The organism is Brenneria alni (genome assembly GCF_003666245.1).
GTDB classification, from domain to species: Bacteria; Pseudomonadota; Gammaproteobacteria; order Enterobacterales; family Enterobacteriaceae; genus Brenneria; species Brenneria alni.
Genome location: NZ_MJLZ01000005.1, coordinates 96,659 through 120,991, shown reverse-complemented (window position 1 = coordinate 120,991; position 24,333 = coordinate 96,659). Strand labels below are relative to the sequence as shown.

Genomic DNA, 24,333 nt, shown 5'->3' with positions numbered 1-24,333 from the left:
GTGATGCAGGATCAAGCAGATTGGTCGTTTGCCCGATGTGGTGATTATTTAATGTTTATCTTAAGTATGGCTGACTAGGCCCTTTGCTGAAGCAGGCAAAAAGAGAGAGAAGGAAAGTTATAACGCATGGTAGCTTCGGCAATGAATGGGATGTTAAAGATGATGTTTTTTTGTTACATAGTGATTTTGCGTAACGCTAGTATGAGTACGCATCATGGCCTGGTTTGGCAATCGGTTGGTCTTTCCTCCTGCTTTTACCATTACAAGCGTTATTCAGTGGTATTGCATCTTGGCGTGTTCTTTAGGTTTATCACCGGGCTTAATAAATGCTATGTCCAGGGTTCATATCTTTTGTTAAATATAAGAAGTAAAATTGGAACTATAGGCTTCAGCGGTAGTCGTTACATTTTATTCGGTTTTTCTTGAGACTGAGTAGGTGCTATTTCCTCTGATGCAGATAGAAAGAACTAATAAAGGAGATTTAAATGAATTTGTCCAACTGGCGTATAGGATATCGGCTAGGAGCAGGGTTTTCTTTCCTGGTATTAATGCTTTTGATTGTTGGCAGCGTTGCTATAATGAAACTGACTGATTTTAATAAAAAAATGGATAATATTGTATCCATTGATTATCCTTTGACAGTAAAGAGCAACCAGCTGATTGATGAATTAAATACTTTCCTCAATAACCAGCAGTTATTATTATTGTTGAAGTCGGAAGCAGAAATTAATCGGCAATTAGAGCTCGGGAAAGGAAGCTCAGTAAAAGTATCTCAACTAATGGAGTATCTGCAAAAAAATGCTGTGGATGATAGATCGCTGGCGATACTACATTCAATCAGTGATATCCGCAGGGACTTCCTTGCCTCGGCAAATAAATTATCAGGATTTATTGTTGCGGGTAATGTGGATAGCGCAACTGATGAGTATTTCAATGTAGCACGTGTACTCCAACAGAAGTACAAGGATAAAGTTTCTGAACTGATTGAGTCTCAGGATAACAAAATGGAGTCGTCAGCACAGGATGTCTCTAAAAGCTATAAAGAAACATTGTTCCTTATGGCAATAGTCATCATTGCCAGCATTATCGCCGGGCTGGTTATTGCTTCGTTGATCACGCGCAGCGTGACACGTCCGATACAGGAAGCGCTGGTCGTTGCGGAAAACGTCGCCAAAGGTGATTTAACGTCAGAAATCAGCATCAACCGCAAAGATGAAACCGGGATGTTGCTGACGGCTTTGCATAATATGAATAACAGCCTGCGGCAAATTGTCAGCCAGGTACGGGATGGGGCAGAAACGATTTCAAGCGCAGCCTCTCAGATTGCGGCCGGTAATCAGGATCTTTCCGCCAGAACGGAGGAACAAGCCAGTTCTCTCGAGGAAACGGCATCATCGATGGAGCAATTGACATCGACAATAAAGAACACGGCTGATAACACGTTACAGGCCACCGAGCTTGCAGCAGGCGCATCGGATACAGTGAAGAAAAGCGGTGAAATGATGGCGATGGTGACACAGGAAATGCGTGGCATCAGAGATTCATCGCAGCGAATGGCGGAAATCATCGGTGTGATTGATGGTATTGCTTTTCAGACCAATATCCTGGCATTGAACGCTGCGGTAGAGGCGGCGCGTGCCGGAGAACAAGGCCGGGGATTTGCCGTTGTCGCCAGTGAAGTTCGCGCTTTGGCCCAAAGAAGTGCTACTGCGGCTAAAGAGATAAAAGAGTTGATTGATGATTCATTCCATAAGGTACAGGACGGTATGGGGCTGGTAGAGGAAACCGGCGTCACGATGAATTCACTGGTGACGAATGTTCAGGGGGTTAACGGTATCATCAGTGAAATTGCCCAGGCGAGTCGTGAACAGAGCGATGGTATTAACCAAATTAACCTGGCTATTGGGCAGATTGATACCACAACTCAGCAAAATGCGGCATTAGTTGAAGAGTCTGCAGCCGCGGCACTCTCGTTGCAGGATCAGGCGCATAGTCTTACCCGAACAGTAAGCGTGTTTAAACTGGGTGCAGCGTATACTAACTCGGTATCTGTTAATAGAAGAACGGAAACGCCGGTTCTGCTTGCCCCGGAAAGCTCGGCGACCGCGAAAGAGAAGAAATCGGGAGAATTGGCGGACTGGGCATCTTTTTAAGATAATCTGTCATTATTTCTTTTTATTTCCGACCGCCATTGAATGTTTCAATGGCGGTTTTTTATGACGGCTTTTCCCTGCGCGCCCCCTTTAGGACGTCACAAGCGACGTTTAACACCACCTCGGCGGGTCCGCTGGAGCGAGTGTTCAGGTAAGAGCAACTGGTGCTACCATTCGATTCAGATGCCAGCGAGTGACATCAATCAGCATAAATAGCAGTAAACTTACGCCCATTAACGGTAAGCATATAGCCAGTAGTCCGGTAGTGACTATCAGCAGCATTCTGGGGAAAAGGCGAACTTGCAATAGGGCACTGGTCAGCGTTTTAACGGGGTTGTTGGCTCCGTTATGTCTTGGACGACGAATCCACCACATGCGGTATCCCCAGACAATAGTAGTGCAGAGCCCAAGGCCGAAAACGGCTAACAGCAGCTGATTCGGCAAACCAAACAAAACGCCCATATGTGCATCAACACCCCAGCGAGTCAGTTTGGCGGCCAGCGGAAAAGTTGTAAAATCTGTTTTATCGACAATCTCAAGTGTAGAGGGATTAACCGAAACTGCATCAACCTGTGTTGGCCAGGCGCGGTCAATTTCTGTGACAGTCCATGCCTGAACGGGGGAACCGGCGGGTTTTATTTCGATTTTTTTTGCATCAATGCCTGCGTTTCTGGCTACTGCCAATACCTGATCAAACATTTCAGGTCGATTGTCGACAGAATGGGACATTGGCATCGGGGAGTGATGTTCAGCATGTATATCCGCGGCCATATGCTCAGTTACATGAGTATGAATTGAACCCGCCATCGGGCCGTTGATGATCTGTGTTTTTACTGTTGGTGTTTGCCAGCCTAATAGATTTCGAACCACGGCGATATTACTGCCTGCCCACTGTGACCAGGTCAGACCGGTGGCAGAAAAAAATAACAGGCCAACCATGAGGCACAGCCCTAAGCTGGTGTGCCAATGGCGTAAGCGTCGCTTTTGTGCGGCAGATGTTCGGCTTACTTTTTTATTACGCTGTCTGTCTGGTATTGCCGAACGCCGTGTGACCCACCAGATTAGCACTCCTCCCAAGGCAGCGACCCATAGCCATGAGGCGGCAAGTTCACTGTAATTACGCCCAATATCACCGAGTAATAATCCTCGATGCAGGTAATCAAGCCAGATACGAAAGGGCAGGATACCGCTGGTGCCATAAACGGTTTCATCGCCACGAATTTCCAGTGTTGCCGGATCAATAAATATAGCCCGGCTTTCCGATGGCCCCAATTCAGAAGAAGCAAACATGACTCTGGTGGTTTCACCTTGCGTGGGCGCCGGGCGGATAGCGATTAATCGCGCCTTATGATGGTGCCCCAGTGCCGCCTGGGCTGCCGCAATTTGGTTTGCCAATGAGTAGGGAACGCCGTGATTTTGGGTAAAAAGTTGATCGGCGTAAATCCGGTTCTCAATTTGCGGCGTCAACACGTACAACGTGCCTGTGAGCGCAGCAATGAAAATGAAAGGCCCAACAAAAATACCAATATAAAAATGAAGGCGGATAAACAAGGCAATCATCGCGGTACGTGGCGATGCGGTATCTGCCGGCATTGCCCTGGATAACGCAGTCGCGGACGGCGACGTCTCCGAAGGCATCGGGGTTACTGATGCCTGAGTTTTAGGTTGCGGCATAAAACCTTCTGAAGTCAGTTAGCAGAAAATGACCAGAGCCAACGCAATGCCTGAAAAAGATATTGTTGCCTGGTTTACTGTATAAATTGCGCATGGGCTTATCGGCATGATGATCTGCTGAAGTTGTTGATGTGCTTAAATTTTGACCTTTGCCATGATCGCGCTGCATAAGCCAGTGTGACATTACTGGCGCAATGGAAAGGGACAAAATAGCAAAGATGCCGAGCCAGGTCGTAAAACTTCGCTGCAGCAGGGATAAAAGCATAACGTGGCGAGTAAGCTATATAAATGTCAGTGGCGGATACTGTACCTTAATCCCCCCTATTTTAGTTATACAAATGTTTATCTGTGGTTTTTGAATGTGAAATAACGCTGCCTGTCATTGCTTGAATATGAAATATCGCGCTTAATCCGTTAAGTAGTGGTAATGAGTAATGGATAAATTACACTGTGTTGCAAACGGAATATTCCTGAAGCCAGGTAGAGCAGGTATCCGATATAGTGCAACTGGACATGGTTCTGTCGGGAGTGGGGTATTTTGTCTGTTTCCCATTTTTTCCACCCAGTTTTACCACCTGTTCACGTTCCGTTGTTTAAACGCTGACCTATTATGATGAACCATACCTTTATCAAGTTGTCGGAAAGCTAACTTATCCATTAATATGGATTTTAATTGATTGAAGCACACGTACAGGGGGAGTTGTGCTGGTTAATAAATGTGGGTTTAAACAGCGGGCTGCAGGCCTTCGCTGGCTTTCAACGGTAGTCGTGTTGTCTTTTAGTACAGCACCGGCTTGGGCATTTACCATCGATGACGTTGCTCAACAAGCAGAAAAGTTGGCGGCTAAAGGGTTTGACGCGCCGAAAAGTAATCTTCCAGCGCAATTTCGTGATATGAAATTTGCTGACTACCAGCAAATTCAATTCAATCATGAAAAATCATACTGGAACACGTTACAGACGTCATTCAAGCTGCAGTTTTATCACCAAGGGATGTATTTCGATACGCCGGTCAAGATTAATGAAGTGACTGCTACGACAGTAAAAGAGATTAAATACTCGGCAGATTATTTTAATTTCGGCGCAGTCAATCACGACCCTGAAACCGTAAAAAACCTTGGTTTTGCCGGTTTTAAAGTGCTTTACCCCATTAACAAAGCGGATAAGGATGATGAGATTGTCAGTATGCTGGGCGCCAGCTACTTCCGGGTGGTAGGTAAAGGCCAGATTTATGGTCTGTCTGCGCGTGGGCTGGCCATTGATACCGCGCTACCATCTGGTGAAGAATTTCCGCGCTTCCGTGAGTTCTGGATTGAGCGGCCTAAACAGAATGATAAACACCTGGTGATTTATGCTTTGCTTGATTCACCGCGAGCGACGGGCGCATACCGCTTTGTGGTCTATCCCGGACGTGACAGCGTTGTTGATGTTCAAGCTAAAGTGTTCCTGCGGGATAAAGTCGGTAAGCTGGGGGTGGCGCCGTTAACCAGCATGTACCTGTTTGGGCCGAATCAGCCGTCTTCGGCGTTGAACTACCGTCCTGCGTTGCATGATTCAAATGGTTTGTCGATCCACGCCGGAAATGGCGAATGGATTTGGCGTCCGTTGAATAATCCCAGACATTTGTCAGTCAGCACCTATGCGGTAGAAAATCCGAAAGGGTTTGGTTTATTACAGCGCGGCCGTGATTTCTCTGCTTATGAAGACCTTGATGACCGCTATGATCTGCGTCCAAGCGGCTGGATTGAACCGAAAGGCGAGTGGGGTAAAGGTAAAGTCGAGCTGGTCGAAATTCCGACAGCAGACGAAACCAATGATAACATCGTTGCTTTCTGGACTCCGGACTCGTTACCTGAAACAGGTAAACCGCTGGAGCTGAGGTATCGTTTGCATTTTACCCGTGATGAAGACCAACTGCATTCACCGGATATTGCTTATGTTCAGCAGACTCGCCGTTCTACCGGGGATGTTAAACAGTCGAATCTGATTCGTCAGCCCGATGGCACGGTTGCTTTCATCGTGGACTTTGTTGGCCCGACGTTGAAAGAGATGGATGAAGCAACCCCTGTCGCCGCTCAGGTCAGTATTGGTGACAATGGCGAGATTGTTGAAAACAACGTTCGCTATAATCCGGTCACTCAGGGCTGGCGTCTAACAATGCGCTTGCGCGTGAAAGACAACAAACAGCCAACAGAAATGAGGGCTGCGCTGATGAATGGTGAAACAACCTTGACTGAAACCTGGAGCTATCAGCTACCTGCCAATGAATAAGTCAACTCCTCCTCTCGATTATATCGGAAAATTGCCCTTGTCTGCCGAGCAGGCAAGGGTGTTGCGTGAAAAGCTACCGCAGTCAGGTAATATCGATCAGTCTGCATTACATCAGGCACTGTCTGGCGACAGCCAGATTAAGATACAGACAGAAGAAGATGCTGCGCTGAATTCGGTTCAGACACGTTTGGAAATGGCCTGGCCTGATGGTTTGAATAACAGTCAGCAACTGGGTAAGGATACGCAAGGGCGAACAGCATTGAAGGCGATGCCGACGATCACGCGTTCTTCTATGTTTCCTGATGTCTGGCGCACGAATCCATTGGTTCGCTGGTGGGAAAGTCTACTGGGTCGGACGGTGCCGCCTCGTCATCACTCCAGTCCGGAAGAAACTATTGCTGAAAACAGATGGCGTATCGTTGGTACTATCCGGCGCTATATCCTGTTGATTCTGACCCTTTTTCAGACGGCAATTGCAACCTGGTATATGAAAACTATCCTGCCTTATCAAGGCTGGGCGCTGATCGATCCATTTGAAATGGCCGACCAGCCATTGATGCAATCATTCCTGCAACTGCTGCCATATGTGTTGCAGAGCGGCATTCTTGTGTTGTTCGCGGTTCTGTTCTGCTGGGTTTCTGCTGGCTTCTGGACTGCCCTGATGGGATTTCTGCAATTATTGATTGGCCGGGATAAGTACAGTATTTCTTCCACCACGGTTGGCGATGAGCCGCTCAATGCGGAACATCGCACTGCGCTTATCATGCCTATCTGTAATGAAGATGTAGAACGGGTTTTCGCTGGCTTGCGCGCCACATATGAGTCTGTGGAAGCAACCGGGATGCTCGAACACTTTGATATTTATGTTTTGAGCGATAGTAACGATCCCGATATTTGCGTCGCTGAACAAAAAGCCTGGATGGATCTTTGCCGTGATGTGGGCGGCGCAGGTCGGATTTTTTACCGCCGCCGCCGCCGCCGTGTAAAACGTAAGAGCGGCAACATTGATGACTTCTGTCGTCGTTGGGGCAGCCAATACAGCTACATGGTTATTCTGGATGCGGACAGCGTTATGAGTGGCGAATGTTTGACCTCTCTTGTCAGGTTGATGGAAGCGAACCCTAATGCGGGGATTATCCAGTCTTCACCGAAAGCATCAGGTATGGATACGCTGTATGCGCGTTGCCAACAGTTTGCAACCCGTGTCTACGGTCCGTTATTTACCGCCGGTCTGCATTTTTGGCAGTTAGGTGAATCCCATTACTGGGGCCATAACGCCATCATTCGGGTGAAACCGTTTATTGAGCATTGTGCGCTGGCGCCGTTACCTGGTGAAGGTTCATTTGCGGGCGCTATCCTCTCTCATGACTTTGTCGAAGCAGCATTGATGCGCCGTGCCGGATGGGGAGTCTGGATAGCCTATGACCTGCCAGGCAGCTATGAGGAATTGCCGCCTAACTTGTTGGATGAGTTGAAACGCGATCGCCGCTGGTGTCACGGTAATCTTATGAACTTCCGGTTGTTCCTGGTTAAAGGTATGCATCCGGTTCACCGTGCGGTATTCCTTACTGGCGTCATGTCTTATCTCTCCGCGCCGTTATGGTTCATGTTCCTGGTGTTGTCAACGGCTTTGCAAGTTGTACATACCTTGATGGAGCCTCAGTACTTCCTACAACCCAGACAGTTATTTCCTGTGTGGCCACAATGGCGACCTGAGCTTGCCATTGCGTTATTCTCCACAACGCTGGTGTTGCTGTTTTTACCGAAATTATTAAGTGTGATACTGGTTTGCGCCAAGGGCGCGAAGGCTTATGGCGGTGTTTTCCGGTTGTTTATTTCGCTGCTGATGGAAATGCTGTTCTCTGTTCTGTTGGCGCCGGTCAGGATGCTGTTTCATACCGTCTTTGTGGTCAGTGCATTCCTTGGGTGGTCGGTACAATGGAACTCGCCTCAGCGTGACGATGATGCTACGTCATGGAGTGAGGCCTTTGTTCGTCATGGTTCACAATTAGTTTTGGGACTGGTTTGGGCATTAGGGATGGCGTGGTTGGATCTGCGTTTCCTATGGTGGCTTTCCCCGATTGTATTCTCATTAATTCTTTCGCCGTTCGTCTCTGTTTATTCCAGTCGCGCCTCATTAGGGCTGGGTTGTAAACGAGCCAAACTATTGTTGATTCCTGAGGAATATGAACCGCCGCGTGAATTGGTTGCGACCGATGCGTATTGTCAGTTGAACCGGCAGCGTAAGTTGGAGCATGGTTTTATTCAGGCTGTTTTTGATCCGTCGATTAACGCGCTTGCCAGCGCGATGGCGACTGCCCGTCACCGTTTCAGCCAGGCTATTGAGGATGTTCGTGAACAGAGCGTCAGTGATGCGTTAAGCCGGAAACCTGAGGATGTTGGCAATAGTCAGCGTCTGGCGCTGTTGAGCGATCCTGTGACGATATCCCGTCTTCATTACCATTTATGGCAGAAGCCGGAACAGTACGCGGCATGGGCCGATTATTACCGGAAATTACCATCACCGGTGATTAAGTAATAATATCCTTCTGCTGGATATAACCTCTAAAAAGCAACGGCATGTACCGTTGCTCAGACCATTGACAAAGTTCCTTATTAGGGAGAGCGTACTGAGGGGTCGTAGCGGCGTAAGCCGCCGGAGTGCCCCTCGGTACGGTAGGCCCGTGTATCTCAGGCTTACAAGCGACTTTGTCAGCAACCTCGCAACGGCGTTGCTTTTTTTGCGTACTATTTAGCTATCGATGAATACGAATAGTCGATATATTCAGGTTTTGCTGACGGTAGGTATACGCCCGGCTGCTGTGAATGGGCTTTAATAAAGCGACGGTTCGCCTGCTGGACGAGTTTTAAAACGGCGGTGCAACCACATATATTGGTCGGGCGCCAATAGGATATTTTTCTCAACGATCTTGTTCATCCACTCCGCTGCGGCCTCTTCGCTTTCCAGTGGAATATCTAATTCAGCTGGCTGAATCAACATCTCATAGCCTTTACCTTTCGGCAGGCGATGCGGCACAAAAGGCACAATAGCCGGTTTAGCCGATCTGGCTAGCATGTAACTGCCCACCGTGGTGGCTGCTTTATCAACAGCAAAGAGAGGCACGAAAACACTGCTGCGTGGGCCATAGTCATGATCGGGGGCATACCAGATGATCTCACCTTGTTTTAGCGCTCGAATCATGCCTTTAAGATCCTTTCGATCCAGCATGGATTTGTTTGAACGCATTCTTCCCCAGGTCTGCAACCAGTCAATCAGCTTGTTATCGTTAGGACGATAGACACCAATACCGGCATTATGAATACCAAAGATACGGGCGCCGAGTTCCAGCGTCAGAAAATGCAGGCCGATCAATAGAATCCCGCGATTTTGTGCACGTAATTGTTGTATGTGCTCAAGACCTTTTACCGTAAACCAACGCTTGATACGCCAGTCAGGCCAGAACCATGCCATGCCGGTTTCAAGTACCCCCATGCCAACAGCCTCAAAATTTTTTCTGACTAATTCATCTCGCTCTGCCAGTGGCATGTCAGGAAAGCATAACTCAAGATTTCGTGTAGTAATTTCAACACGACGTGGCAGCAGTCGTATTGATAGGTGACCGAGTCCAGTCCCAATGCGGTAAAGCAGGGGATAAGGCAGTAATACCACCAGGTAAAGTATGCCAATACCCAACCAGGTTAACCAATAACGCGGGTGCAACAGTGAACGATTAAAAACAGGGAGTTGTGTCATGGCCTCAGTATCAAATTCTGGTGCTTGCAGGCACACATACCGTTAAAAAGAATAAATGGAATTTCCACTCAACAGAATAGATTATTGCGGTACTTTCATTGGAATACAAATTTGCGGCATGCTATAGCCTGATTTTTATACAAAAAACGAGTGAGCCTGTAATGATAACATCGGCAACGAGCGGTTTGTGGCTTTTAATGGCATCGTGATGGGTAAGTCCCGGTTATCTGATAGTGCCGACCCCCGTCCGTGGGCTTTCCGGGGATCAGGCGTTTTGATTTACTGTTTAAATATCCCTTGGGCGTAATGTGGCTCACTGCGCCAGTATTGCGGCGGCACGGTCACCTGAGCACCCAGTCTGGCTGCTGCATACCACGGCCAGCGTGGATTAAACAGAATGGCGCGAGCCAGCCCGACAGCATCGGCTTCTCCCGTTCCTACAATGGCCTCAGCTTGTTCGGGTTCGGTAATCAGCCCGACGGCAATCGTGGTAATACCAACTTCCCGTTTGATCCGCTGTGCATAGGGTACTTGATAGTTTGGTCCTGGGTGAATTTGCTGTTTTACGGACAGGCCTCCGCTGGAGACATGAATAAAATCGCAGCCCGATTCATGCAATGCTTTGCTGAGTTGAACGGATTGGTCTAAATCCCAACCACCTTCAACACCGTCTGTTGCGGAAATGCGTACGCCCACGGCTTTATGCGGCGGGAATACCTGGCGAACCGCTTTATAGACCTCTACTACCAGGCGCAGTCGATTCTGAAGCGAACCGCCGTATTCATCTGTGCGGTAGTTTGCCAGTGGTGATAAGAACTGGTGCAGCAAATAGCCATGTGCGGCATGAAGTTCTATCAAATCAAAACCAAGTCGGTCTGCCCGTTTTGCTGAATCGACAAAGGAAGCAATCAATTCGTTAATTTGCTGGTGCGTCATTGCCAGCGGCGCATCGTCTTTTTCACTGTAAGGAACGTCTGATGGCGCGAGTGTTTGCCATCCTCCTTGTTCCTTTCGCAGAAAGGCGCGTCCGCTCCAGGGGGTATCCGTGGATGCTTTACGTCCGGCATGAGCAAGCTGGATTCCCAAGGGAATATCTGAGTATTTTTTTATTGCCTGAATGACTGAGGCAAGAGCGTCTTCGGTGCCGTTATCCCATAGGCCAAGATCGTTGGGCGAGATTCGGCCTTCTGGTGCAATGGCGGTGGCTTCAAGGATTAACAGCCCAGCGCCTGAATGAGAGAGATTGCCCAAGTGCATGGTATGCCAGGCCGTAGCTTTACCCTCCACGGCAGAGTATTGGCACATCGGAGCGATGATAATACGGTTAGGGAGCGTGAGTTTACCGAGAGATACAGGAGAGAATAACTGACTCATATGGCGACCTTAAATTGTGATTTTCTTATGAGATCCGAAGAGTAATGCTCCAGGTAAGATAGGGCGGTAATCTTCTTACTGTAAGATCACTATTCCATATTCCGCCATCAATTTCACGTCCTGACAGCGATTACGCTATCAGGTATGATGCCGTGTTAATTAGTCTGTCAGGTAAACCTGATGCAGAACAGTAACCCTTAACCTCAATGAAGACAGGAAAGTACACCATGCCAGTGTTACATAACCGGGTTTCCAATGAGGAGCTGAAAGCGCGAATGCTTGCTGAAACCGAGCCGCGTACCACAGTCTCTTTCTATAAGTATTTCACGATCGATGAACCGAAAGCGTTTCGCGATCGTCTGTATACCCAATTTGGGCAATTAAACGTGTTTGGCCGGATCTACATTGCGGCGGAAGGTATCAATGCTCAAATCAGTGTGCCGAATAATCAGTTTGATGCTTTTAAAACCGTATTATTCGGCGCACATCCTGCGCTTGATCAGGTTCGGCTGAACATTGCGTTGGATGATGATGGAAAATCGTTCTGGGTATTGCGAATGAAGGTTCGTGACCGCATTGTGGCCGATGGTATTGATGATCCAACGTTTGATCCGACGAAGGTTGGTCAGTATCTGAAAGCCGAACAGGTCAATGCTATGGCGGACGATCCCGATACGCTATTTGTTGATATGCGCAATCACTATGAATACGAAGTCGGGCACTTTGAAAATGCACTGGAGGTTCCCTCAGATACCTTCCGTGAGCAGCTCCCGATGGCCGTAGAGATGCTTAATCATGAGCGGGATAAAAATATCGTCATGTACTGTACCGGGGGGATACGGTGTGAGAAGGCGAGTGCTTATATGCGCCACCACGGTTTTAAAAATGTTTACCATGTCGAGGGCGGGATTATTGAATATGCCCGTCAGGCACAAGCACAAGGGCTGCCACTGAAATTTATTGGCAAAAACTTTGTGTTTGACGAACGAATGGGCGAGCGAATTTCTGATGAGGTAATCGCACATTGTCATCAGTGCGGAATATCTTGCGACAGCCATACCAATTGCCGTAATGAGGGTTGTCATCTATTGTTTATCCAGTGTCCTGCATGTGCAGAAAAATATGAAGGCTGCTGTAGTGCAGGCTGCCAGCAAGAGCGGCGGCTTCCACTGGAAGAGCAACGCTCCCGGCGCAGCGGTCGTGAAAACGGCATGAAGATTTTTAATAAATCGAAAGGATTATTGAAATCGGCATTACCTATTCCATCACCTCCCACAGAGGGTGATGCTAAGTAACGCTATTAAAAAACCCTTTCATGTGCTGAAAGGGTTTTAATCGAATGTGGATGCTCGTATGGAAGATGCCTTATTTCTGACGAATGCCTTCGAGAGAAATTATCAATTCTACCTCCTGGGATGCTGGCCCCAGATCTGTCGTGATATTAAAGTCTTTCAGTTTGATATCCCCTTCCGCTTCAAAGCCGGCGCGATAGTTACCCCACGGATCATCACCCTGACCAATCAGTTTCGCTTCCAGCTTAACCGGTTTGGTTACCCCGTTTAAGGTCAGGTTACCGGTGATATCGAGTTCATCACCGTCTTTTTTCACTTCGGTAGAGGTGAACGTAGCTTGCGGGTACTTAGACACGTTGAGGAAGTCAGCACTACGGATATGTTTGTCACGTTCAGCGTGGTTGGTATCGACGCTGCTGGTGTTGATGGTGACGTTCACCTTATCAGCAGCAGGGTTCTTTTCATCAAAAGTAAAAGACCCATCAAAATCGTTAAAGCTGCCATAAAGCCAGCTATAACCCAAATGTTTAATGCGGAATTCGATAAACGCGTGCTGACCTTCCTTATCAAATTTGTAATCGGCAGCCAGAGCCGATCCGGCAGAGGCAAGCAAGGACGCGGCAGTCAGGCTCAGTAGTGTTTTCTTCAGCATTGGTTTTTCTCCATAAGTCCAGATAATTAAGGGATGTTGCGACCCAACATCCGTTTCAACGTTATATCACCATCTATAAAGTGATGCTTTAATGCGGCTAAACCGTGCAGTGCTGACAAAACCACCACCACCCAGGCAAGATAAAGATGCACGGTGCCTGCAATATCGGCTTGGTCCGTCAAGCCGCTTAATGTGGCTGGAATAGAAAACCAGCCAAAAACTGAAATAGATTGCCCCTCAGCAGTGGAGATCAGATAGCCACTGATTAATATCGCAAACAGCACGACATAGAGGGTAATATGCGCCAGCGTGGCACTGATGCGGGTAAAGGTTGAATAACTGCTTAACGGCGGCGGAGGAGGGGAAATAAAACGCCAGATAACCCGAAAGACCATAACGGCAAAAAGTAACATACCGATGCTTTTATGAATTTCGGGAGCGCGGTGATACCAGACATCATAGTACCCTAGCGTTACCATCCACAGCCCTAGCGCAAACATGGCATAAATGGTCAGCGCGGCTGTCCAGTGGAGAAGAATGCTGATATGACCGTAACGAGATGAGGTATTGCGCCAAAGCATGGTTATGACTCCTGATCTGGTAACGAGAGTAATCTTGCAAAATTAAACAGCTAGAAACCCAAAAGCAATATAAAATTATCAATTATAACAATAGCGCAATTTTGAACAATTTTTTTGAATTTAAATTCATATCTTATTCAATCTGATTATTGTCCTTAATGAGAAAATAAATCTTTGATTGTTTGCTTTTTCAACAACGGACGAAGTGGAGAATATAGTCGTCAGAAAATATCAATATGTACGATGTGTTTTATTAGTTGAATAATTATGTGGCGGGTGAGTACTTGCGGCGAGTATTAAAGCAGGTTGAGTGATCGTTTTAACTTAGCGTGAAGAAGTGCAGAGAAATACACTGTAACAGGTAAAATAACAACACCGCCAGTGAGACGGTGCTGTTATTGGTGGCAGTGAATCATAAATTGATAAATCTGGTATAAAATAATAACAAACAATATCAATGACTAATGCTTGCGATAATCAAGGGACTGACAGTCTGTTGATTCAATTTTCGCAATGCCTGCTTCAAGAATGTATATAAGTTGTCTGGCTACATCTGTCGTTAACCATAACGTCCGGTCAACTTGCGCTTCATCTGGAGCTTGATCCGCGGTGGATAAATAGTGTAAACGGATCATCATGGCGTCATAACTGTCAACGGTGCTGATGTCCCAACCTACAAGAGGATGTGTTTGAATAACTTCATCTTTTCTATCCATAATTACCCCTTATTGACTAGTTACTAACATGAGTGACTAACGAGGTCTAAGGCGGCTCCTTATTTAGAAGAGCTATACCAGTATATCGTTGCTTATTTAATTTATGGGAAATATTTTCGAAAAATCTGCAAAAAAAATTTGCGTGATAATTAAACAACGGGAACGAAAACACATTCGCCCCGGATCATGTCGATGGATAGGAGAAATGAAAAATGCTATTCGGTATTTAAACCGGCATTTTTCTCTAATGTGGCCGCAAAGTGGGCAAGGTGTTTTTTCATCAACGGATCCCGGTTCTCATTTTGAGATTCCAGCTTCAGTTTATGGATCATAAGTTGGTTTGCTTTTTCATCAAGACAGAAGACCAGTGATGAAAATGCAAGCTCCAATGCGTCAATTTTGCGCTGCTGTGCACCAATCAACTCCAGCAGTTCACCGAATGTCATTGCTTCTTCAGGTTTTTCTACTGCCATAATAGGTATCCTCAGTCGTAACTAACAGGATGGTGAAATGCCCGGTACACGTGGACATTACAGTGTATAACGTATCATTCAGCCAACTATTTCAACAGGATAAACAACATGCCAGAACACAACATATAAAGCGAGCCCCGGCCTGAAGTAGATTGTATGAAATATTCACGTCCCAGACTATTATTCTGGTATAAACCAGTCGTCCTCACTTTCCCAGGTTTCTTGCAGAATTTCAGATATACGCTCTTTGTTATCTTTACCTGCGCCCATCAGGGTAAGGCTATTGGCTGTAGCGGTGAAGAAAAATTAGGATCTTACCGAACGGCCCAATCAAGACGTTGTCCTGCGAGGAATGGAATTAACGATTCACTCCCCATTGAAATTTCTTCCGGGAAGCTAACCGGCTTGCGGTGAAGCTCAATCCAGTCTTCATTAAGGGGCAGACCATAAAAGCGCGGGCCGTTCAACGAACAAAATGCTTCAAGTTTGTCCAGTGCATTCATTTCATCAAAAACGGTCGCGTAGGCACTTAATGCAGCCTGGGCATTGAATACACCCGCGCAGCCGCAGTCGGATTCTTTTCTGTGTTTAGCATGAGGGGCTGAATCGGTGCCGAGAAAAAGCCGGTTACACCCGCTGGCGACAGCATTACGCAGTGCCTGCTGGTGAGTATTTCTTTTGAGAATAGGCAGGCAATACAGATGTGGGCGAACCCCTCCCACCAGCATATGATTGCGGTTGAACATTAAATGCTGAGGGGTAATGGTGGCAGCAAGGTAATCATTACCAGAAACAACATATTGTGCGGCTTCTTTGGTCGTAATATGCTCGAATACGACTTTCAGCTCGGGAAACTGCTGACGCAATGGTTCCATTACGGACTCAATAAACCGAGCTTCCCGATCGAAAATATCTACAGCAGGATCGGTCACTTCACCATGTATCAGCAGCGGCATTCCTGTTTTTTGCATCTTTTCCAGAATGGGGTAAATATTGGCGATGCTTGTTACGCCATGACTGGAGTTGGTCGTGGCATTGGCCGGATATAATTTGGCGGCGGTGAAGACGCCCTGCTCAAATCCATTTACCACTTCTGCGACATTCGACGAGTCAGTCAGGTAGCAGGTCATCAACGGTTGAAAATTATCCCCCTCAGGAATTGCCGAAAGAATGCGCTGACGATAAGCAATGGCGCTTGCTATGCTAGTGATTGGTGGTGTCAGATTTGGCATGACGATAGCACGGCCAAAAAAACGACTAGTATACGGAAGAACAGTTTCAAGCATCTGATCGTCGCGTAAATGAATGTGCCAATCGTCAGGACGGCGGATTTTCAAAATTTCAGGCAGTGCGGTCATGGAGTATGCTCCGGCGGTCAGTAGAAAAACATCATCTGTCGGTTGGTTTTGGGACTGATACGGCGGGGAATAAGAATAGGTGTAAAGCCGTCTGAATGCATCCGTTTGTTGATGAATGCTTGAAATTGTCGACTAACTGGCATTTTATACCTCAATCTTGTGATCGCTCACCATATTGTAAAGAAGGATTATCATGGAAATCCGCATCGTTGCCAGTTTACAGGCAAAAGCTGAGTTTATTGAAGCGGTTACTACCGCAGTGAAACAGGTTGTGGCTCCAAGTCGTCAGGAGCCGGGTAACTTGCAATACGATCTGCATGAAGAGATCGACAAGCCAGGCGCGTTTGTCTTCTTTGAACGTTGGAAAAACCAGGCTGTGCTGACAGAGCATAATCAGACCGAGCATTTTCGTCGTCTGGTTTCTCAGCTCGAAGGGAAAACCGAAGAGATGGATGTTAAGTTGCTGAAATACCTGGGCTAATCCGCCATAAAAGCACACCCGCCGATTGGCGGGTGTGCTTACTGATGGTGATACTATTATTCACTGGCTGCTGGTTTGGCTGCGGGTGCCGTAGCTTGATTAACGGCTGAGTGGCCGCCAGCGGCGCCTTTGCCCACAAACTGATACTCAGGACGCTTCCAGTCGCTTTGGCGCACTGGCTCTGGCCGATAATCCGGAGCCGGTGCTTTAGTCATCGGGGCCGTCGCGAGAAACTTATAACGAGCATGCGCGGACAGGTTCTTTTCCGCCAGCACTGGCGAAGTGGAAACGGCAGGCGTTTCAGGCGCGGAGCTTATCGATGGCGCGACAACCGGCTGAGACGTTACCTCTGTAGCGAAGTATTTCTCCTCATCGACTGATACCGGCAGAGCTGTAGCTGCATCGGTTGGCGTCTCTGAAGAGGCGGTGGTAGCTGCATTAGTCACAGCAGTATCAACAACAGTATCCTTAGCAGGGGCTGCATCGGTAGCGGTTGCTTCATCGACTTCTGCGACATCACTAACCGTTGTTTCAACAACAGCCGTGTCAGCTTTTTCTGCGGTTGGCGCTTCCTGTATCTGTGGCACTGGCTCAGTAACCGAAGTCACCACATCATCCTGTGCAATGGTTTCAGGCGTGGCGTTCACCGGTTCGTCTAGCACTGCTGGCGCGTCCTGTGCGACGGGTTTGATAACCGGAACCGCATCCACGATGGCTGGCAGAAGAGGCGTCGCGGCAGAAGTTTCTTCCGGTAGCTGATCATCAGCCTGTGCCAATTGCTGATATTGTGCGACAGGATAGTTAACCCACACTTTTCCTGAGGCTAATTCCGGGGACGCCACGGCATAATCCAGCGGCATTGGTGACTGAGACGGATAGCGCTCATCACGATAACGACGGCGACGCTGACCACTAACACGCAGATGGCGTGGTGAACGACGCGAACGGCGCGGCATTCCGCCATTTTCTGCATTAGCGCCACGGTTAGCGTCAAAGCTCTGCGTATTTTCCGCTTCGCTATTGATGGCAATATCAACCATTTCATTCACAGGGTTGACCTGTGTTTGTGTGGTTTCCACTGTTGACGCCGGGGCCATATTTTCAACGGCTTCACTTTGCACGTTTTCAGACTGAACCCGCACCTTTTGTGTCAGTTGGCGACGCTGGCGGCGTGGCATAACCTGAGCAGGTTTATCCTGTTCGGTAATACTCTCTTCTATTTCATCCGCAACGGCATCTTGTACTTTCGTTTCCTGCTGTGGCTGACGTTTGTCATCCTGACGTCGGCGCTGACGTTCTGCGCGTGGTTCGCGACGAGGTTGTTCATCAATCGAGGTTTTTTCAGTTTCCTCCGCAGCACGTGTTTCAGGCGCAGTTTCCGTATTCTGGCGTTTATTCCGGCGCTGATCTTCACGTGGTTCACGGTTACCACGATCGCGGCGGTTATTACCCTGTCGACGTGAATGACGACGCTCCTGACGTTGACCCTCATCCGCCTCTGCCGGCTCGTTTTTCTTCTCATCCACGGTATCCGCGACCTGAGTAGAAGGTTCAGCAGCGAACATGCCTTTCAGCGTACCCAGTAAACGGCTGATAAGCCCTGACTGGGCTGGGGCCGTTTTTGTCGCCGGGGCGGTTTGTTCCACTGCCGGCGCTTTAGTTTCCGCTGGCATGTCAGGCATGGTGAAGGTAGCCAAAGCAGGCTGTTCAGGCTGCTTACGCTCGACAGTCTGCTCTTCCTGCAACTGCTGCGTTTCGGTCTCCAGCCGTTGTGGCAGTAGATAGCTGAGAGTCGGTTTCTCTTCGCCTTTACGGACACGCACAACGGAATAGTGTGGCGTTTGCATACCATCATGCGGGACGATGATGGCGCGAACGCCACCCTGACGCGTCTCAATGGCATTGACCGCATCGCGCTTCTCGTTCAGCAGATAAGAGGCAATCTGCACAGGAACGATGGCATGAACTTCTTTGGTGTTCTCTTTCAGCGCTTCTTCTTCAATCAAGCGCAGAATAGACAGAGAAAGCGATTCATTATCACGAACAGTTCCGGTGCCGCTGCAACGTGGGCAGACGTGGTGACTTGACTCACCCAGCGACGGGCTGAGGCGCTGACGGGACATCTCCAGCAGGCCAAAACGCGAAATCCGGCCAATTTGAATACGGGCGCGATCCTGACGTACCGAATCGCGCAGGCGGTTTTCTACCTCGCGCTGATGACGTACCGGCGTCATATCGATAAAGTCGATAACGATCAAACCGCCCAGATCCCGTAACCGCAGTTGGCGGGCAATTTCATCCGCCGCTTCCAGATTGGTATTGAACGCGGTTTCTTCAATATCACCCCCGCGGGTGGCACGGGCGGAGTTGATATCAATCGCGGTTAAGGCTTCCGTGGTATCAATGACGATAGAGCCGCCGGAAGGCAGACGCACTTCACGCTGGAAAGCGGATTCAATCTGGGATTCAATCTGATAATGACTGAACAGAGGGATCTCACCGCTGTAAAGTTTGATTTTACTGCTGAAATCGGGGCGACCCAGTGCAGAAATGTGCTCTTTGGCCCGTTCGAGGATCTTGGGGTTATCGATCAGGATCTCACCGATATCCGGACGTAGATAATCGCGGAAGGCGCGAACAATCACATTACTTTCCTGATGAATAAGGAAAGGCGCAGGACGGCCTTCCGCCGCTTTCTTAATCGCTTCCCAATGTTTCAGGCGGAAAGCCAGATCCCATTGTAATGCTTCGGCTGACTTACCTACACCCGCAGTACGAACAATCAGTCCCATGCCGTCGGGTAACTGTAAAGATCCTAGCGCCTCTTTCAGCTCCGTTCGATCATCACCCTCGATACGGCGTGAAATACCACCAGCGCGTGGGTTGTTTGGCATCAGTACCAGATAACTACCGGCCAGACTGATAAATGTTGTCAGTGCTGCGCCTTTGTTGCCTCGCTCTTCTTTATCGACCTGAACGATAACTTCCTGACCTTCGCGCAAGACATCTTTGATGTTAGGGCGACCATGAGAGGAATAGTTGCTGGGGAAATATTCGCGAGCGATTTCTTTGAGAGGGAGAAAACCATGTCTTTCTGCGCCATAATCGACAAAAGCAGCTTCAAGACTGGGTTCAATACGGGTGATTTTACCTTTGTAGATATTTGCTTTCTTCTGCTCATGACCCGGACTTTCGATATCCAGATCATACAGCCGTTGACCATCAACCAAGGCAACACGCAACTCTTCCTGTTGAGTTGCGTTAATCAACATTCTCTTCATCTTTAACTTACTCGTTATTTTTACTTACATTATTGATAGAGCTGCGGACAAAAGAACCGCATGACCGGAGTGAACCGATGGCCTCGTGGCTTATCGCAGAGACGTCAACCTCCCGGTTGTCGCCTGCATAGGGGCGCATGTTTCGGTAGCCTGTATTTCCTGATGGAAAACAGCGCATTTACTGAGGGAACAGCTTCTGAATAATGTTGCCAGATCTGATTCCATTTGCCGGCCAAGCTGCAATCCGCAGCCCGCTAACTGCTTGATATCACATTACGTCTTACGCCATTGCTGCGTTTATGTGTTATCAGGCAAACTTAATAATTCCGCAATTTCCCTTGTTTTAATGGAAATCAGCGCGGAAAACACGAAAAGCATTATTCCATTGCTGACACTGTTATAGCAAGGTGACTTTGCCTGTCAGTATGAAGATAGTTGTGTTGTTATTCGCCAACCCTGTTGGTGTAACGCTAACTTCATCAGCCAGACTCACAGTTAAGCACAGAAAAAGAAGTGGCGCTATCCAACTGCTCTATTTAGAATCGCGCATCATGAAAACAGACAATCCTACAGTACAATTTGTAACGATATCCGCCGATGAGGCCGGACAACGCATTGATAATTTTTTGCATACCCGCTTAAAAGGTGTGCCTAAAAGTATGGTTTATCGCATCTTGCGAAAAGGGGAGGTGAGGGTAAATAAAAAGCGGGTAAAGCCGGAATATAAGTTGCTCGGCGGAGATGAAATCCGTATCCCTCCGGTCCGACAGGCCGAGCGTGACGCCCCGCCGGTTTCCGCCAGCCTGGGCAAAGTCGCCGCGTTAGCGGAATGCATCATCTATGAAGATGATCATTTGCTGGTGCTAAACAAACCTTCCGGCACTGCGGTTCACGGTGGCAGCGGGCTGAGTTTCGGCGTTATTGAAGGGCTGCGTGCGTTGCGTCCTGAGGCACGCTTTCTGGAGTTGGTGCACCGCCTGGATCGTGATACCTCCGGTGTGTTGCTGGTTGCCAAGAAACGCTCTGCCTTGCGTTCTCTGCATGAGCAATTACGTCTCAAAGGGATGCAAAAGGACTATCTGGCGCTGGTGCGAGGAAACTGGCCGTCGCATTGCAAAGTTGTGCAGGCTCCGCTGCTGAAGAATATTCTGCAAAGCGGTGAACGCATTGTACGGGTAAACAGTGAAGGTAAGCCTTCGGAAACGCGTTTTAAGGTTGAAGAGCGCTTTGAGATGGCAACACTGGTTCGTGCCAGTCCGGTAACAGGCAGAACCCACCAGATCCGTGTGCATACGCTGCACGCGGGTCATCCGATCGCCTTTGACGACCGTTATGGCGAGCGTGATTTTGATCGCCAACTGACTGGAACAGGTCTGAAACGTCTGTTTCTTCATGCTCAGTCGTTACGCTTTGAACACCCCAATACAGGCGAAACGCTTCGGGTTGAGGCGCCGCTGGACGAGCAACTGCGTCACTGCCTGCAAATTCTGCGTAAGTCGAAGACATAACAGGACGATCTTTGACGAGATACCAGATATACCGGTATCTCGTGAGGTTGATGATAAACCCATGTGTGAGATCGAAATACCCGGGCTTATCGCACCGAGGGGCCATTATGGGACACATCCATGTGTCCCACCCTGCGGGTCAGCATAAATGCTGTTCAAATTTTGCTCCCGGCAAATTTGTCGGCGGCTTACGCCGCTACGACCCCATCGGCACGCTGTCCCTAATATCAGACTTTGTCAATGGTTTGAGGGTTATACCGTCAGCGGATTAATCCCTTCTATTCGCAGCATCTGCGCCAGGGCGATTAAAGGCAGGCCAACGAGCGTATTGGGATCGCGCCCTGATAATTTATCGAACAGCGTAATACCTAATCCCTCGCTTTTAAAACTGCCAGCGCAGTTCCAGGGCTGTTCTTTTTCCAGATAGCCATCGATCTCCTCCCGCGTTAGCGTGCGAAAATGAACGTCAAACGGTTCAACAAGGCGTTGCATTCGTTGATGCGCGCTATTAAACAGGGCTAAACCGGTAAAAAAAGTAATGCGTTGTCCACTTGCTTGTCGCAGTTGCTGCAAGGCATTTGCTTTATTATGCGGTTTTCCGGTGATGATACCATTTAATACACAAACCTGGTCGGCACCTATAATCAGATGATTGGGATAATAATCCGCTAATGCACGCGCCTTGCTTTCAGCGAGTCGTGCAACTAATGCCATAGCGTCTTCGCCGGGATATGGGGCTTCATTAATCGCCGGGGCTGCGCAGGTAAAAGGAATATTGAGCTTTTCCAGCAGCAATTTGCGGTAGGCTGAGGTTGAGGCGAGAACGATCTGATACATAATTTTTTTATAAACCGTAGCGTAATGATGAAAGGCATTTTAAACTGTGCGCCGCTCTGGAAGCGAATATTGGTGAAAGGTCGTGCTTCACTGCCTTTTTCTTTGACTCTATATCGTTACGACGTTAATATGCGCGCCCTATGCAAAAGGTAAAATTACCCCTAACCCTTGATGCGGTTCGCACTGCTCAAAAGCGTTTAGATTATGTTGGTATCTATTCGCCTGAACAGGTGGCGCGTGTTGCCGGATCAGTGGTGAGTGTGGATAGTGATGTTCAGGCTTCTTTGTCTTTCAATATCGATAATCAGCGCCTGGCGGTGATTGATGGTAGTGCAGATGTTTCCGTCACATTAATGTGTCAGCGCTGCGGAAAGCCATTTGAACATCAGGTTCATGCGACGTTTTGTTTTAGCCCGGTCATCAATGATGAACAGGCCGAAGCCTTACCGGAAGCGTATGAGCCGATCGAGGTCGATGAGTTTGGCGAAGTCGATCTGCTGGCAATGATTGAAGATGAAATCATCCTCACCTTGCCTATCGCTCCGGTACATGATTCTGAACACTGTGAAGTGTCCGAAGCGGACATGGTGTTCGGTAAGTTGCCTGCCGAGGCAGAAAAACCGAATCCGTTTGCCGTATTAGCCAGTTTAAAGCATAAGTAATTAAGGAGTAAGGTCCATGGCCGTACAACAGAACAAACCTAGCCGTTCCAAACGTGGTATGCGTCGTGCTCACGACGCGCTGACCACCTCTTCTGTATCCGTAGATAAAGTTTCTGGTGAAACTCACCTGCGCCACCACATCACTGCGGACGGTTACTACCGCGGTCGCAAGGTCATTGCCAAGTAATTCTTGCGAATTATCAACAAGGCAATACCTTGACACGCCTAACTCTGGCGTTAGATGCGATGGGCGGGGACTTTGGTCCCTGCGTAACAGTGCCTGCTGCATTGCAGGCACTGGCTTCTAATTCAAATATCAACCTGATGCTTGTTGGCGATCCTGCTGCGATTACTCCATTACTTGCCAAAGTCGATTCTGATGTATTGTCCCGGTTAGAAGTTGTTCCGGCTGAATCGGTTATTGCCAGTGATGCCCGTCCGTCGCAGGCCATCCGTGCGAGTCGCGGAACCTCAATGCGCATCGCGCTTGAACTGATTAAAGACGGAAAGGCACAAGCTTGTGTCAGCGCGGGTAACACCGGTGCGCTGATGGGGCTGGCGAAGCTTCTTATTAAACCGCTTGACGGCATTGAACGCCCTGCATTGGTTTCTGTTTTACCTCATCAGCAACATGGGAAAACCGTAGTGCTGGATTTAGGGGCCAATGTTGAATGTGACAGCACCATGCTGGTTCAATTCGCGGTCATGGGGTCGGTGATGGCAGAAGAAGTTCTTGGGTTAAAAAACCCGCGGGTGGCGTTACTGAACATCGGTGAAGAAGAGAGCAAAGGCTTAGATAACATTCGCGATGCGGCAGCCAAATTAAGGATCACGCCTTCGATCAACTATATCGGTTATCTTGAAGGTAACGAATTGTTGACAGGGAAGACGGATGTCATGGTTTGCGACGGCTTTGTAGGTAATGTTACGTTGAAGACCATGGAAGGCGTGGTAAGGATGTTTCTGTCACTGTTGAAATCTTCATCTTCCGGTACGGAACGCAGGCAAAAGCAATCCTGGTGGCTGCGATTGTTGGGACGTTTGTTACAAAAACGACTGGCGAAGCGTTTCGGTCATTTGAACCCTGACCAATATAATGGCGCATGTCTGTTAGGATTAAGAGGTACTGTAATTAAAAGCCACGGTGCTGCAAACCCGCGAGCATTCGCGGTTGCTATCGAACAGGCAATGCAGACGGTACAGCGGCAACTGCCTGAGCGAATCGCTGCCCGTCTAGAAGCTGTATTACCCAAGAGTGATTAAGCG

At 48.4% G+C, this 24,333-nt stretch carries 19 protein-coding genes and 1 pseudogene; 9 read left to right on the top strand and 11 right to left on the bottom strand.

Annotated elements, in window-relative coordinates; translation table 11 throughout:
* The first annotated feature begins 485 nt into the window (after positions 1-485).
* Positions 486-2,153 (top strand): methyl-accepting chemotaxis protein, encoded by a 1,668-nt coding sequence (locus BIY29_RS04385; protein ID WP_121573929.1) that lies wholly within the window; start codon positions 486-488, stop codon positions 2,151-2,153.
* A gap of 147 nt (positions 2,154-2,300) precedes the next feature.
* On the opposite strand, the gene BIY29_RS04380 is transcribed toward BIY29_RS04385, so the two are convergent.
* Positions 2,301-3,827 carry a PepSY-associated TM helix domain-containing protein gene (locus BIY29_RS04380; RefSeq protein WP_121573928.1) on the bottom strand — a complete coding sequence of 509 codons (1,527 nt, stop codon included), beginning with the start codon at positions 3,825-3,827 and terminating at the stop codon, positions 2,301-2,303.
* A 702-nt stretch (positions 3,828-4,529) separates the two neighbouring features.
* Between BIY29_RS04380 and BIY29_RS04375 the strand changes: the two genes are divergently transcribed.
* Together BIY29_RS04375 and mdoH are read left to right on the top strand one after the other, a co-directional pair.
* Positions 4,530-6,098, top strand: a complete 1,569-nt coding sequence (locus BIY29_RS04375) for a glucan biosynthesis protein G (protein ID WP_121573927.1) — start codon at positions 4,530-4,532, stop codon at positions 6,096-6,098.
* Positions 6,091-8,637: a glucans biosynthesis glucosyltransferase MdoH gene (gene mdoH / locus BIY29_RS04370; protein ID WP_121573926.1), complete on the top strand. Its 2,547-nt coding sequence runs from the start codon at positions 6,091-6,093 to the stop codon at positions 8,635-8,637. Before BIY29_RS04375 ends, mdoH begins: the two co-directional genes overlap by 8 nt.
* Positions 8,638-8,931: 294 nt before the next feature.
* On the opposite strand, the gene BIY29_RS04365 is transcribed toward mdoH, so the two are convergent.
* Together BIY29_RS04365 and BIY29_RS04360 are read right to left on the bottom strand one after the other, a co-directional pair.
* Positions 8,932-9,852 (bottom strand): Kdo(2)-lipid IV(A) acyltransferase, encoded by a 921-nt coding sequence (locus BIY29_RS04365; RefSeq protein WP_121573936.1) that lies wholly within the window; start codon positions 9,850-9,852, stop codon positions 8,932-8,934.
* Positions 9,853-10,131: 279 nt separating this feature from the next.
* A complete protein-coding gene (locus tag BIY29_RS04360) occupies positions 10,132-11,226 on the bottom strand; it encodes an NADH:flavin oxidoreductase/NADH oxidase (protein WP_121573925.1) in 1,095 nt (364 codons plus the stop codon).
* Positions 11,227-11,453: 227 nt separating this feature from the next.
* Here BIY29_RS04360 and trhO point away from each other — a divergent pair, with 227 nt between their 5' ends.
* A complete protein-coding gene (gene trhO / locus BIY29_RS04355) occupies positions 11,454-12,521 on the top strand; it encodes an oxygen-dependent tRNA uridine(34) hydroxylase TrhO (protein ID WP_121573924.1) in 1,068 nt (355 codons plus the stop codon).
* 70 nt (positions 12,522-12,591) lie between these two features.
* Here trhO and BIY29_RS04350 read toward each other — a convergent pair whose 3' ends face one another.
* From BIY29_RS04350 to pyrC, 6 genes and pseudogenes are all read right to left on the bottom strand, one after another.
* Positions 12,592-13,167 carry a YceI family protein gene (locus BIY29_RS04350; RefSeq protein ID WP_121573935.1) on the bottom strand — a complete coding sequence of 192 codons (576 nt, stop codon included), beginning with the start codon at positions 13,165-13,167 and terminating at the stop codon, positions 12,592-12,594.
* A gap of 29 nt (positions 13,168-13,196) precedes the next feature.
* Entirely contained in the window at positions 13,197-13,751 is a 555-nt protein-coding gene (locus tag BIY29_RS04345) for a cytochrome b (protein WP_121573923.1), read from the bottom strand.
* Between the two features lie 461 nt (positions 13,752-14,212).
* Complete coding sequence (gene bssS, locus BIY29_RS04340; protein WP_121573922.1) at positions 14,213-14,467, bottom strand: biofilm formation regulator BssS; 255 nt, start codon at positions 14,465-14,467, stop codon at positions 14,213-14,215.
* A gap of 215 nt (positions 14,468-14,682) precedes the next feature.
* Complete coding sequence (locus BIY29_RS04335; protein ID WP_121573921.1) at positions 14,683-14,940, bottom strand: hypothetical protein; 258 nt, start codon at positions 14,938-14,940, stop codon at positions 14,683-14,685.
* Positions 14,941-15,120: 180 nt separating this feature from the next.
* A pseudogene (locus BIY29_RS04330) lies at positions 15,121-15,234 on the bottom strand (DinI-like family protein); the annotation flags it as partial.
* Positions 15,235-15,254: 20 nt separating this feature from the next.
* Positions 15,255-16,298: a dihydroorotase gene (gene pyrC, locus BIY29_RS04325; protein WP_121573919.1), complete on the bottom strand. Its 1,044-nt coding sequence runs from the start codon at positions 16,296-16,298 to the stop codon at positions 15,255-15,257.
* 193 nt (positions 16,299-16,491) lie between these two features.
* Here pyrC and BIY29_RS04320 point away from each other — a divergent pair, with 193 nt between their 5' ends.
* The gene (locus tag BIY29_RS04320; RefSeq protein ID WP_121573918.1) at positions 16,492-16,779 is read left to right on the top strand and encodes a putative quinol monooxygenase; all 288 of its coding nucleotides are present in this window, start codon (positions 16,492-16,494) and stop codon (positions 16,777-16,779) included.
* A 56-nt stretch (positions 16,780-16,835) separates the two neighbouring features.
* On the opposite strand, the gene rne is transcribed toward BIY29_RS04320, so the two are convergent.
* Positions 16,836-20,060 (bottom strand): ribonuclease E, encoded by a 3,225-nt coding sequence (gene rne, locus BIY29_RS04315; protein WP_121573917.1) that lies wholly within the window; start codon positions 20,058-20,060, stop codon positions 16,836-16,838.
* A gap of 551 nt (positions 20,061-20,611) precedes the next feature.
* On the opposite strand from rne, the gene rluC reads away from it, so the two are divergent.
* On the top strand, positions 20,612-21,568 hold the full coding sequence (gene rluC, locus BIY29_RS04305; protein ID WP_121573915.1) for a 23S rRNA pseudouridine(955/2504/2580) synthase RluC: 957 nt from the start codon (positions 20,612-20,614) through the stop codon (positions 21,566-21,568).
* Positions 21,569-21,820: 252 nt separating this feature from the next.
* Here rluC and BIY29_RS04295 read toward each other — a convergent pair whose 3' ends face one another.
* Positions 21,821-22,405, bottom strand: a complete 585-nt coding sequence (locus BIY29_RS04295; protein ID WP_121573914.1) for a Maf family protein — start codon at positions 22,403-22,405, stop codon at positions 21,821-21,823.
* Positions 22,406-22,545: 140 nt separating this feature from the next.
* Here BIY29_RS04295 and yceD point away from each other — a divergent pair, with 140 nt between their 5' ends.
* Genes yceD through plsX form a run of 3 tightly spaced genes read left to right on the top strand, consistent with a single transcriptional unit; the run spans position 22,546 to position 24,330 of the window.
* Positions 22,546-23,067 carry a 23S rRNA accumulation protein YceD gene (gene yceD, locus BIY29_RS04290; protein WP_121573913.1) on the top strand — a complete coding sequence of 174 codons (522 nt, stop codon included), beginning with the start codon at positions 22,546-22,548 and terminating at the stop codon, positions 23,065-23,067.
* 16 nt (positions 23,068-23,083) lie between these two features.
* A complete protein-coding gene (rpmF, locus tag BIY29_RS04285; protein ID WP_009112338.1) occupies positions 23,084-23,254 on the top strand; it encodes a 50S ribosomal protein L32 in 171 nt (56 codons plus the stop codon).
* A gap of 29 nt (positions 23,255-23,283) precedes the next feature.
* Positions 23,284-24,330 carry a phosphate acyltransferase PlsX gene (gene plsX, locus BIY29_RS04280; RefSeq protein ID WP_121573912.1) on the top strand — a complete coding sequence of 349 codons (1,047 nt, stop codon included), beginning with the start codon at positions 23,284-23,286 and terminating at the stop codon, positions 24,328-24,330.
* Positions 24,331-24,333 lie beyond the last annotated feature (3 nt).